Source organism: Legionella lytica, assembly GCF_044626755.1.
GTDB lineage: Bacteria > Pseudomonadota > Gammaproteobacteria > Legionellales > Legionellaceae > Legionella > Legionella lytica_A.
In genome coordinates this window covers 105,511-117,834 of record NZ_JBGORX010000003.1, presented here as the reverse complement: position 1 = coordinate 117,834, position 12,324 = coordinate 105,511, and the positions used below count along the sequence as shown (strand labels likewise).

Below are 12,324 nucleotides of genomic sequence, written 5' to 3'. Positions count from 1 at the left end.
TGACTATATTCTAAAAGAAGGAGTTGACACTACATCATCTGCTGCCGCTGTATTTTCTTGCTCCACTGTATTTTCCTGCTCTATGGTGTTCTTATTATTCATCACAGAAGCTACACGGTTATAACAGTTATTTAATAATTCGGCAGCTTTTTGATTAGGCTCAAAATCAGCTCGAACATGCGCAGCCTTTTCTGTCTGTGTTTTTGCAATGTTCAATGGGTTGACTACTATCCGATGAGCATCTTCAGGTGTCATTGGAACCATTGCACTTACAGAATTCAACCCAGTAGCGAAATTCACACCGCTAGTTTGGAAAAGAGTAATTTTATATCTATCTGATGCTGCCATATTACTGCTCCTCAAAAAACTCATACCTATAACCTGAGTCTAACAAAACAAATTATAAAGTGAACACAAATTTCAATTTACTTTCGAATTCTTTACAATTCACTTAAAAATGACGCGCTTAGTCATACATTAACTCATCCAAGGGGGTATAATCTTTACTTGGACCACCTTGAACTAATTCATTTACTACATCCGTCATACACAACAACCGCAAAACATTAGGTGTCACTTCATCAAAAACGACACGCAACCCTAATAAAGCCCCTTCTGACTCATCAAATGTTGCTCCCAAGCCATAACCTAGGCACAAAGAACATAATTGATCTGCTCGCTTGGCAATTGCCGGTAATAGGCCGGTCTCTGCAAACACTTCATCATAACTTACAAATCGGTCATTCAAGTAAAACTTGGCATTCATACTTGCAGCAATGATGCCCATACATTGACTAATAGTTCGTTCCATTTATCACCGCCACCATGGTTGTGCAGACTTAAGATTCCCTGCTAGGAAACCTCTTATCCAACGTAAGAATACCGGCACAGTAAAGCCATAATGTTCGATGATACCAAAAAAAATTGCGGAAATAAGTACAACAACCCCTGTCCAAACTCGAATATGCATTAGAAATATAAATAAAGGAAACGCGGCACGTGCATCCACCAGAAAGAAACGAGCACTGCGCGCAGAATCCCTCCAGTGCGCTGTTTCAGCAAAGCCCCCAGCAGCCATATACTTATACCTCAAAAAATAAATTATCTATGGAAAAAGTATATACCTAAGATGCTTCAAAATGCTAGTTTTTGTGCGACTTGTTTTCTATGGATGCGCTGCGATAAAATAAACAGTAATTTGTTTTCCTAGCATTTATCCATTGGCGTTAATTGTTTAGATGGGCCACCTAAAGCATTCATTAATACATTTTTCATATCAGGCACAGGTCGGGCTGAAAGTGTTAATTTGGGGGTGTCATCGCTTTGCAGTTCAGATTCAACATCTGCTTGTTTGGCGTGGCGAGGCTCAACAACGGTAGATAGGCCTAATCTTCCTAACATTCTGGCATGGCTGCTCATCTAAAACTCCTCTTGCGACACATATAACTTCTAAGATAACACAAATAGCTTAAGAAACTATTAAGGCACCAATTATTCAAAACTCATTACAGTAAGAACCGGGCCGAATCAGCCCCCAGGTTTTATTAAACCCTGTTCGTCTTGTTCTGATTCTATTTCAGAGGAAGAGCGCAATTCTGTCAAGTGCTCTTTGAAGGATTTTTGTTTGTCTTGCAAAGGTTCAGGGTCTGCTGTAACCGAATTGATGATTTCGCTTGTTGCATGATGCGCAATTTTACTGGAGCGGGTATGAAACAAAAAACCAGTGTCCAATGCACGATTAATATCCTTATTTAAAACATGCAAGCCGGTCAACTTCACCAGAGCGGTCAAAAGTACTTTAAGCGCCACACGGATGCCGTCATAATCTCGACTCAATTCCGTTGCATTATCATGAAATTTTTTTTCTGCAGCCGCTACAGTCACGATAAAGTCTATTTTATCAGCCTTTCCAGGGTTTGCATTGGTAAGAAAATTATAACTCTTTTCAAAGAGTATCGTTTTAAATTCGGTTGCTTCTCTATGTACCGCTTGAGACTTATCCGTTGTATAACTGGTGCGAACAATTTCCATTGAGGCATTTCGCTGATACACTTCTTTCCTGGTTGTTGCTTCTATATAAGCACAACAATCATTCGCCTTATTAATAATTCCAATAAGTTGATTTGCTTTAGAGGCATCACTGCTCATAAACCTCATGATTTCTACTTTCTTCTCTGAGCTTAAAGAAGAGTTATTAAGCGCCACAATAGCTCTTGCTCGCTCCGTATCTTTCTTTTCTTGCTCGGCATTATTTTGATTTTTTTGATGAGACCTAATGAATGTGTGCTCCATGCCTAGATCACTCATTATTTGACCAGCCTGCCTTTTCATCATGTCTGAATATGCCGGATCTACAATGATACGACTATTGTCCCCAAAAACTTTTTGCGCGAGTTCTTTAGGGGTAAAAAATAAGGTGGGATTTCGAGCATACTCCCATTCTATCCGATATAAGTGATCTGCTGTGCTTGAACTAAACCCTATTTCTTTCAGCACATTGGTCATATGGTGACTCACAACCGTATTATAAAACCACTGTAGGTGTCCTTGATGCGGCATCATCCAGTTATTAACCTTGGTGCTCTCTGGAAAATTGGCAATCATTTGTTGGAAAAAAGCATTCATAAATACTCCATTTTCCAAATTATGGGATGCGATCAAGGTAGTTGCCGATTTAATATTTTTACATTGGCTTAAATCTTTATATTTCGTGTAGATACCCGTTCCCTCCACAACACTGTCAGAACCACCCGGAACAGGTTGGTTAGCAATTATATGGATAGGTTTTCCCAAATCATCAAGAGATCGTGCAAGCCCCAAAGCACTTACAGCACCTCGGCTAAACCCTTGGGTTACTATCTTATCTATAGGTAGGATGCCCCGCCAGTCCCGGTATTGTTCTGGCTCAATGCGAACGATGGCGCCCCCGAGATTGTCCTCAGCAAAGCCTTGTTCGTTATAAGTAACCTTTGCCATTCCCAAATTTTCAATTAACTTACCTAAATTGAGATTACCCTCTTTATCAAAAGCGTCTTTGATATTGTTAATACCTCGCTCGAGATCGGGAAATAAGACACTGCCCCCTATTTTAGGGTGCTGACAACCGGTTAAGTGTATTCGTATTACGTCCTCATCAAATGCTGAGCGCTCTTCCATTTTCTTCGCGCTCGATTCGCCGATATCACCTGTTCCTGCAAAGCAAAAAATAATTTTTGGCACAGATTCTCTCCTATATCCCCGAAGGAGATGTACTAAAAACAATCTCCTGATGTAAATATAGACCAAAGCCAGCATGCCGTCTAACAGACGGCCATGCGATTAATTATTACTAAAGTATACAAATTGTCTTCAAATAGCTTAGTTCAGCGTCCATTTTAAAAAATTTATCTTATACGCCGAAAATTCTATTGAGTAGTGAGGGCATTTTACGTTATGGTAAAACTACCTAATTACATGATTAGGCTTCATTTAAGGATAAAGGAATACAATTGCTCAGTACATTGCAGCAATTGAGAACTAGAGCAAAAGGAGAATTTGATATGGCTAGGGGCGAAGTTAAATGGTTTAATAATGCCAAAGGATGGGGATTTATTATTCCAGAACAAGGTGGCGATGATATTTTTGTTCACTTTTCATCAATTCATGGCACTGGCTATAAGACATTAGTCCCTGGGCAGGTAGTAACCTATGAAGTGGGACAAGGCGATAAAGGTCTTCATGCAGCAAATGTGTTTGTAGTTACTGAAGCTGCTGAACTAGAACCAGCCTAATCAGCTAATGCGGCATTATAATTGCCTAACTTCGTTTCGCGTCAAAGTCATTTAGCTGCCTTTGATGCCAAACTCATGTTAATTAATAATGCCGCTCCGACTAAATTTGCCTTAATTACTGAATTCGGAGCCATATTCAGGTATGATGCCTCTAATTTTATTAAGATCAATATTGTCTAATGAGACGTGGTTTATTACTTGTTAATCTTGGGACTCCTAAAGCCCCACAGGTCCCTGCTGTTCGTAGCTATTTACGCGCATTTTTAACCGACAAACGTGTTATTGATTTGCCGGCCCTACTTCGTTATATCCTAGTGTATGTCTTTGTACTACCTTTTCGAGCCAAGCGATCTGCCCATGCTTATCAAGCCATTTGGACTGAGTGTGGCTCCCCGCTACTGTGGCATAGTCAGAACCTACTAACCCAAGTTCAAGAAGAATTAGGTGCTAAGTATGGCGTGGTCTTAGGAATGCGTTATGGCGAGCCATCCATTGCAGAACAATTAAACCGGCTCAAACAGTGCGAATCGATTACTATTTTACCTTTATATCCCCAATATTCTTCAGCTGCAAGCGGCTCATCTATTGAAGAAGCCCTAAAGATTATTAGTTCCTGGGATATAATTCCCTCAATAACAGTAATCCGTGATTTTTTCCAACACCCAGCCTATATCAAAGCACAAACAGCCGTGATTAAAGAACAGGTTAAAGAATATGAACATATTCTTTTTAGTTATCATGGAATTCCTGAGCGCCAGATTACTAAAAATAACTGTAAATCAGTCTGTACTGATGCCTGCCCGATAATCTCCGAGCAGAACCAAGGCTGTTATAAAGCCCAATGCCACCAAAGCAGTCGCTTATTAGCCCAAGAACTGCAATTATCAGAGCAGCAATACAGCACCGCATTCCAGTCTCGCTTAGGAAAAACCCCCTGGATAAAACCGTACACCGATGAACGACTCAATCAACTTGCCGCCCAAGGCATAAAAAAATTAGTAATCGTCTGTCCTTCATTTGTTGCGGACTGTCTTGAAACCTTAGAAGAGATCAGCATCAGTGCAAAACAACAATGGCAAATTTTAGGCGGAACCCAATTAATTGTAGTACCTTGTTTAAACGCACATCCTCTATGGGTAAAAGCCATTGTAGAGATAATTTCTGAATAAAAGTTCTGCTTGCAACCAGGCTTTCCTTAAAAATCACTGCGCTTAGCCAATCCTAGCAATCTGCAACACGCTTTGGCTTGAACGAGTACATCCCCTACTCTACATCCAAATTTTCATGTACTATGACAAAAATTGCCCTTTTAAATTTATTTTTTATCCAGGAGGATTAGAGTGAAACGGATATTTATTTTATGGCTTTTTCTGGTTACCCAAGCGGTTGCTGCGGTATTTAGCCCCGAAGAAATTAGCACCTTAAAAACAAATTTTTTGGCAAACATTCATCCTAATGGCGCAATTATCGCATCCCCCTCGCAACAGAACCCCAACTATTATTATGACTGGGTCCGCGATTCAGCTATTGCCATGAACTTAATAGAGCGCTGGTATGAAGCAAATCATTCCGCCGCAAATAAAGAACGCCTATTTCATTATGTTTCATGGACACGGATGATTCAGCATCAAAACGATCCCCTGCCCGGACAAGATATTCTGGGCGAACCTAAATTCTACATTAACGGTTATCCCTTTGACGGCTCCTGGGGTAGGCCCCAAAATGATGGCCCGGCAATAAGAGCGGTCGCATTAATTCGTTTTGCTCAGCAATTATTAAATCAAAATGAACTAGAGTATGTACAAACTTATTTGTATAACAAGGGCATGGAACCACGCGGAATGAGCGTGATTAAGTTAGACCTGGAATACATAGCCCACCACTGGACCGATGAAAACTTTGACCTTTGGGAAGAAGTTTATGGCAATCATTTTTTCACCACCATGGTACAACAAAAAGCATTACTGGATGGTGCCGCACTAGCTCGTCGTATGGATGATGAACGTGCCGCTATTTATTATGAACAGCAAGCGCGATTGATGGATTATCGTTTATACCAACATTTGGATCAAAAAAAACAACTGATTCAAGCAACCCTTCCGCCCCATTTAGGTCCGCAAAAAACTATGGAACTGGATTCTGCCGTAATTTTGGGCGTATTATTCAATCCCCAACGAGGTCTCTTAGCTCCTAATAGCATTTATGTGGAAAAAACCATTAATGCCTTACATAAACAATTTAACCAAATGTTCCCCATCAATGAGAATAATTCAGGGGCTATTTTGTTCGGTCGTTATCCGGGAGATACTTATGATGGATATCAAACCAATAGCCAAGGCAATCCCTGGTTTATTTTAACCGCAACCATGGCTGAATATTATTACACTTTAGCGGATATGTTGCCTGTAAAACAAAGCCAACATGCGCTAATGAAAAAATACATTGAAACCGGCGATACCTATTTAGAGCTTGTCAAAAAATATGCTCCAGACATGAGTTTAGCCGAGCAAGTTAATTTAAACACTGGCGTTCAACAAGGGGCCAAATCACTAACCTGGAGTTACGTCTCCGTGCTGCATGCCATGGAAGCAAGAAATAAAGTGACCAGTAAATTGGAATAAGATCCGTAATATACATAAATCACATCTCGTTAATTCAACCTGGTTGTTAACAACCAGGTTTTTCTTAAACAGCAACCCGCCCCACGGCCCTCCCAGAATACCTCCATCTACGCAGGAAAACTCGATGTTTCAACCGAAGGTTAGTTTTGCTGCTCCCCGTTCACTTATACGAACAAGCCAAAAAAACACCATTACGTGAGTCTAATTGCTTGAATTTATTTTCTTTAATTCTCTAGCCACGCTAATTATCTAGCCACCGCGCCGCAAAAGAGAAAAACTCCACCAATATGGGTATTTGACGACCAATGATTATGGAGCAATAATTATCTATATGGAAGATAAGCACGTTGGTAACTAATATGTCCAACCTTAAAATTGAATATAAATCAACATCAGGGATAGCAATATTTTCTTTTCCTGCCACCCCACTTTTGGGCTCCCCAGTATTGGCCATGGGCTTTCTATTCGAGGCAGCAGAACAACTAAAAGAACTCGAGCGCTCACCACCGAGAAGGGAGTAAAACCATCGATTTTTATCAGGCAAACAGGAGTAATTACAATGGACATTATAGGACTAATAAGCAGTTTAATTGGTGGCGCTATTGGTGGTAATGCAACTGGTGTCGGGTTAAAAAACTTAAGCCTCGGTACAATTGGAAATACAATTGCTGGTTTAGTCGGTGGGGCATTAGGCGGTTATATATTACAAGGAGTGCAGCTACTCAATCATCTAGGCATAGCCGATACCACTCTTGGTACTATTTTAGGTGATGGAGGTACGGGGCTAGTTAGTGGTGGTATTGTAACTGCCATTGTGGGTTTAATTAGAAATATGATGACCAAATAGAGTGCTCATGCATAGGCTGGGCCGAAAAGCCCAGCACTGAAGCGGTCTAAAATGACACTAGCCAGGTGCTAATACGGAAGCATCTTTTGCATGAGGATCTGATATTTCCGCCCCCCCTAACAAACGCAAAGGCCTCCCTTCCATCACATAGCTCTCAATCTGTTCCAAGCTAATATTTTTGGTTTCAGGCATATAAAAATAGCTATAAATAAGACCTAAGAAGCAGATAGTGCCATATAAAGCAAACGTGAACTCAATACCTAGGGCTTTATGCAATAACGGAAAACTAAAAATAACTACTGTATTAAACGTCCAATTACTCATTGCCGAGAAACCCATCCCTACTCCACGCACATGTAGAGGGAAAATTTCAGCCATTGCAATATGCGGTATTGGCCCTACGCTGATTGCAAATGAGAAAATATATACGCTAAGGCAAATCATCGATAAACAAGGAAGCCATGCACCCTGGTTCAATGAAAACAGGCTTAAGGCAAGTAAACTCACCCCTGTTCCTAGAAACCCTAGAAGTAAGAGCTTGCGACGTCCGATTTTATCAACCCAGAGAATAGCTAATAGAGTAACCAGTAAATTGACCAGTCCGATACCAATCGTCGCTAATATTTGCCCTAAAGTGCTGCTTAATCCCAGACTTTTAAAAATTTCTGGGGCAAAATAGATAACGACATTGATCCCACTTAACTGTTGCAAACAAAATAATAGCGTACCTAGCATTAATACTGGTAATAGAGGTTTCTTAAACAGCAAACGCCAGCTCCCCTGTTTGGGCTCATGTGTCAAGGTTACTTCAATATCACGCAACTCTTGTTCAATAAACTGAGCCTTGCGTAAGGTTTTTAAGGCCTTGTTTGCCTCGTCAGGGCGACCAACACTGCATAACCATCGAGGGGATTCTGGCATGAATAAAATCCCTATCCCCAAAACCAAGGCTGGGAATGCGCTTGAAGCAAACATTGCCCGCCAGGCTTGATTCTCCATCAATAAGTAATTAACGGAATAGGAGCAAACAATCCCTATTGTCATTGCCAATTGGTAAATAGCGACTATCGCTCCGCGTTTTTCCAAAGGAGCAGTTTCTGCTAAATATAAAGGGGCCATGACAGAAGCAACGCCAATCGCCAGGCCAAGAATTAATCGCGACAACTCCAATACCGTAATTGAATCGGCAAAACCAGCACCGAGCGCACCACAAAAAAATAAGCAGCCCGAAAAAGACAAGAGAGTGCGACGTCCGAAATGTTTAACAGCTTTCGAAGCCAGAACCATCCCAATCAAGATAGCCCCCAACAAAGCCCCAAAAGGTAACGCTGCCGCCATCACGCCAATATCAGTTGCGGTTAGCGCAAAATGATTTTTGACCAGCTCTAAAGAGCCGGCAATAATTCCTTCATCATAACCAAATAAAAATCCAGCAACAGAGCCAATAACCGCGACCATCCAAGTCATTATTCCTCCTTGAATCTTAATTACTAATGTAATAACCAGGTCTATCCCTGCCTCCCCGTTGGAGGGAGTCGATCAATGCCCTAAGGATGAATGCGAAAGAGGCAGGGGGAAGGGGAACTTAGCTTGATAAGTTAGCCCCAACCTCGCATTCCTTGCCGTGTAGAAAAACATAAGTCAGTGATTAATGACCAATCATTTTTCTTAATTGCTTCCTCCGGAACTATCCACGACCCCCCAACACAAGTCACATTAGGTAGGGCGAGGAAGTCAGAAAAATTGGATTCATTAATCCCTCCGGTTGCACAAAATCGCGCTTGCGGAAAAGGTCCATAGAATGAACGTAACATAGGAATCCCACCCGCAGCAACAGCAGGAAAAAATTTAAAGTGGGTATAACCTAAAGCCAATCCTTCCATAAGCTCAGAAACACTAGTCACTCCAGGAATAAATGGAATATTGCCGTTAAGTCCCGCGCGGAGTAAATCTTGAGTGGAGCCCGGACTAAAGGCAAATTTCGCCCCCACTTCTATAGCTTGGTCTAGCTGTTCAGGGGTCACAATAGTACCGACACCAATTAATGCATCAGGAAACGTCTGTACTAATAAACGTACTGCCTCCAGAGCGATAGGGGTCCTTAAAGTGATTTCCAGGGCATTAACTCCCCCAGCAAATAATGCTGTAGCTAAAGGAATAGCTTGTTCAATCTCTTTAATTTGAATCACAGGAATTACCGGTGAAGAACAAAACACCGTATCTGCTTGCACAACCCAATTAGAAAATGACATCTAGGTCTCCTTTTCGTACCCGTTCAATCTGATGTTGCAAACGCTGCTTCAAGTGTACTGCAGCGCCTAATATTCCGGGCTGTTTTGCAGTAATTACATAAGTAGGAATTTGCGCATTAAAACTACTGAAACGTCCTTTTTCTTCAAACCTAATTCTAAAATCACTCTGATTCAATAATGGAAGCAAACGTGGAGCAATACCTCCAGCGATATAAATACCACCAAAGGCCGCAAAGATTAAAGCCAAATCGCCAGCATAGGCACCTAAAATAGCTAAAAATTGCGCCACGACTGCTTCAGCAACTACTGATTCACCAGCTAAAGCTAAAGCAACTATTTGTGCGGCTGACAATGAGCGTTCATCCTGCTGATGAAATGCCGTCAGTGCACGATATAAGTTTTCTAATCCCTGGCCTGATAATAAGCGCTCGTAAGAAACATGACCATATATTTTATTGAGGTAACACGCAATAAACCATTCTTGCTCGGTTTGGGCTCCCCAACTTACATGACCACCCTCGCCCCCATAAGCAATATAACTCTGATCATGAGGAACTAAATGCGCAACCCCCAATCCAGTGCCTGCACCAAGAACGACACGCGTTTTATTTTTATCCGCAACGCCCTGACCCAGTTGCACTAATTCGGATTCAGACAATGCAGGAAGGCTCATGGCGATGGCATTAAAATCATTTAATACCGTAAGCTCAGATAAAGCCAATTTTTGTTGCAGCTCGTTAATTGAGAATTGCCAATGAGCATTCGTCATGCAAATTTCATCACCCAGCACCGGACAGGCAATCGCAATCGCGACTTGGGTAATGTGTTCTAACTCATGTTTGCGTTGATAGGCTAATAATACAGCTTCAAGGCTACTGTATTCAGCACAAGAGTAAATTTCGACTGCGTCAATAGCTAAGCTATCCAAGCGCACACGGCTAAAACGAGCAAAGGTGCCCCCAATATCCGCTACGATCGCATATAAATTATACTCATCAAACCTCATAAGCCGACTCTCTTCCTTGAAATAGACTGCAAGCTCCCTGTTCTGCCCCGGTAAACTGAGTACGCAAACTACCAAATAATTCACGTCCAGTACCGTAATAAAGTCCATCAGCATTCATTAGCGCCGCCACACGCAAGCTTAGCTCGTCGTCGCTAACAAGCACTTCTAACTGACCTTGCTCGGCATCAATAATAATCATATCTCCCGTTTCAACCCGGGCCAATACACCATTATCTAAAGCCTCAGGCGTCACATGAATTGCCGCAGGAACCTTGCCCGAGGCACCAGACATACGGCCATCAGTAACCAAGGCAACTTGATATCCTTTATCCATCAGCACCCCTAATTTGGGGGTTAGCTGATGGAGCTCGGGCATGCCACAGGCTTTAGGTCCTTGAAAACGCAAGACCACCACACAGTCTTTATTCAATGCACCTTGTTTAAACAGCTGCTCAAACTCTTCTTGGCTGGAACAAATCACCGCGGGCGCTTTAATTTTATCTTTCCCCTGAGCCAGGCCAGACGTTTTAAACACTGCGCGCCCCAGATTCCCACTCAAGACTTGTAAGCCACCTTGAGCTTTAAAGGGGGTAGAACTTGCCGTTAACACCGCCTCATCGTTGGAAACGCTGGGACCATCAATCCAATGCAATTGCCCATTATCCAAGATAGGTTGACGAGTATAACGTTCCAGTCCATGGCCCATTACTGTATCGACATCCGGATGCAATAAGCCGGCATCCAATAAGGTATGGATGAAATAAGCTAACCCACCAGCGCGCTGAAACTGATTCACATCAGCAGAGCCATTAGGATAGATCTTAGTGATTAGGGGGGTTACTGCTGATAATTGAGCAAAATCATCCCAATTAACCCTATAACCTGCCATCGCCGCAATCGCAATTAAATGCATCGTATGATTCGTCGAGCCCCCAGATGCTAATAGAGCAACAATGCCATTCACTATATTTTTGACATCCATTAGCTGGCCAATGGGTAAGTACTCCTCCCCTAAATCAGTCAATGTTAATACTTGTTGTGCCGCCGCTTGCGTTAATGCATCGCGTAATGGCGTTCCGGGATTAATGAACGAGGAACCTGGAAGTTGTATCCCCATCACCTCAATGACCAATTGATTTGAATTTGCTGTACCATAAAAAGTACAGGTTCCTGGGGAATGATATGAAGCAGATTCAGCTTCCAACAAAGCCACTTTATCTACTTTCCCTTCCGCATATAATTGGCGAACCCTCGCTTTTTCTTGATTCGAAATTCCTGATGGCATTGGCCCTGCAGGCACAAAAATAAAGGGTAAATGGCCAAAACTTAAAGCCGCCATTAATAATCCAGGAACAATTTTATCGCAAATTCCTAACATTAAGGCGCCATCAAACATATTATGTGATAAAGCAATTGCCGCAGACATCGCGATCACATCCCTGCTTAATAAACTCAACTCCATCCCAGGCTGGCCTTGGGTAATTCCATCACACATTGCGGGCACACCACCGGCAAATTGAGCAACACCACCTGCGGCCGCAATTGCCTCTTTAATCAAATCGGGATAACTCACATAAGGTTGATGTGCTGAAAGCATCTCGTTATAAGCAGAAACAATGGCGATATTGGCTTTTTTCACGCCACTCAAACTGGCTTTGTCTTTCAGCGCACAGGCGGCAAAACCATGTGCTAAGTTACCACAATGCAACATGGTACGTTGAGGACCACGAATGCGGGCCTTTTCCATCTGCTCAAGGTAAAACGCACGGCCCCGTGCACTGCGTTCACGAATGCGGGCTGTGACTTGCTCAACTACTGGGTGCATTTT

14 protein-coding genes are annotated in these 12,324 nt (G+C 42.2%); 4 read left to right on the top strand and 10 right to left on the bottom strand.

All coding sequences use genetic code 11. The features are described from left to right. Positions 1–3: 3 nt before the first annotated feature. The 5 genes from ACD661_RS10230 to ACD661_RS10210 form a co-directional block, all read right to left on the bottom strand. Entirely contained in the window at positions 4–348 is a 345-nt protein-coding gene (locus tag ACD661_RS10230; protein WP_400187758.1) for a hypothetical protein, read from the bottom strand. 118 nt (positions 349–466) lie between these two features. Continuing rightward, positions 467–811, bottom strand: coding sequence for a type IV secretion IcmS family protein (locus ACD661_RS10225; RefSeq protein ID WP_400187757.1), 345 nt, complete (start codon positions 809–811; stop codon positions 467–469). Between the two features lie 3 nt (positions 812–814). Then, the gene (gene icmT, locus ACD661_RS10220; protein WP_400187756.1) at positions 815–1,078 is read right to left on the bottom strand and encodes an IcmT/TraK family protein; all 264 of its coding nucleotides are present in this window, start codon (positions 1,076–1,078) and stop codon (positions 815–817) included. Between the two features lie 128 nt (positions 1,079–1,206). Further along, positions 1,207–1,419 (bottom strand): hypothetical protein, encoded by a 213-nt coding sequence (locus ACD661_RS10215; RefSeq protein WP_400187755.1) that lies wholly within the window; start codon positions 1,417–1,419, stop codon positions 1,207–1,209. Between the two features lie 108 nt (positions 1,420–1,527). After that, positions 1,528–3,219, bottom strand: coding sequence for a hypothetical protein (locus tag ACD661_RS10210; protein ID WP_400187754.1), 1,692 nt, complete (start codon positions 3,217–3,219; stop codon positions 1,528–1,530). A gap of 320 nt (positions 3,220–3,539) precedes the next feature. Between ACD661_RS10210 and ACD661_RS10205 the strand changes: the two genes are divergently transcribed. The 3 genes from ACD661_RS10205 (at position 3,540) to ACD661_RS10195 (ending at position 6,391) form a co-directional block, all read left to right on the top strand. Then, positions 3,540–3,770 (top strand): cold-shock protein, encoded by a 231-nt coding sequence (locus ACD661_RS10205; protein WP_400187753.1) that lies wholly within the window; start codon positions 3,540–3,542, stop codon positions 3,768–3,770. A gap of 179 nt (positions 3,771–3,949) precedes the next feature. After that, a complete protein-coding gene (gene hemH, locus ACD661_RS10200; RefSeq protein ID WP_400187752.1) occupies positions 3,950–4,939 on the top strand; it encodes a ferrochelatase in 990 nt (329 codons plus the stop codon). A gap of 171 nt (positions 4,940–5,110) precedes the next feature. Continuing rightward, positions 5,111–6,391: a glycoside hydrolase family 15 protein gene (locus ACD661_RS10195; RefSeq protein ID WP_400187751.1), complete on the top strand. Its 1,281-nt coding sequence runs from the start codon at positions 5,111–5,113 to the stop codon at positions 6,389–6,391. Positions 6,392–6,632: 241 nt separating this feature from the next. On the opposite strand, the gene ACD661_RS10190 is transcribed toward ACD661_RS10195, so the two are convergent. After that, the gene (locus ACD661_RS10190) at positions 6,633–6,845 is read right to left on the bottom strand and encodes a hypothetical protein (protein WP_400187750.1); all 213 of its coding nucleotides are present in this window, start codon (positions 6,843–6,845) and stop codon (positions 6,633–6,635) included. 105 nt (positions 6,846–6,950) lie between these two features. On the opposite strand from ACD661_RS10190, the gene ACD661_RS10185 reads away from it, so the two are divergent. Beyond that, on the top strand, positions 6,951–7,238 hold the full coding sequence (locus tag ACD661_RS10185; protein ID WP_400187749.1) for a hypothetical protein: 288 nt from the start codon (positions 6,951–6,953) through the stop codon (positions 7,236–7,238). 57 nt (positions 7,239–7,295) lie between these two features. Here ACD661_RS10185 and ACD661_RS10180 read toward each other — a convergent pair whose 3' ends face one another. The 4 genes from ACD661_RS10180 to edd form a co-directional block, all read right to left on the bottom strand. Beyond that, positions 7,296–8,705: a sugar porter family MFS transporter gene (locus tag ACD661_RS10180; RefSeq protein ID WP_400187748.1), complete on the bottom strand. Its 1,410-nt coding sequence runs from the start codon at positions 8,703–8,705 to the stop codon at positions 7,296–7,298. A 131-nt stretch (positions 8,706–8,836) separates the two neighbouring features. Next, positions 8,837–9,490 (bottom strand): bifunctional 4-hydroxy-2-oxoglutarate aldolase/2-dehydro-3-deoxy-phosphogluconate aldolase, encoded by a 654-nt coding sequence (locus tag ACD661_RS10175; protein ID WP_400187747.1) that lies wholly within the window; start codon positions 9,488–9,490, stop codon positions 8,837–8,839. Continuing rightward, positions 9,477–10,496: a glucokinase gene (glk, locus tag ACD661_RS10170; RefSeq protein WP_400187746.1), complete on the bottom strand. Its 1,020-nt coding sequence runs from the start codon at positions 10,494–10,496 to the stop codon at positions 9,477–9,479. The genes ACD661_RS10175 and glk overlap by 14 nt, the downstream gene beginning before the upstream one ends. Continuing rightward, positions 10,486–12,321 (bottom strand): phosphogluconate dehydratase, encoded by a 1,836-nt coding sequence (gene edd / locus ACD661_RS10165; protein WP_400187745.1) that lies wholly within the window; start codon positions 12,319–12,321, stop codon positions 10,486–10,488. Before edd ends, glk begins: the two co-directional genes overlap by 11 nt. Positions 12,322–12,324 lie beyond the last annotated feature (3 nt).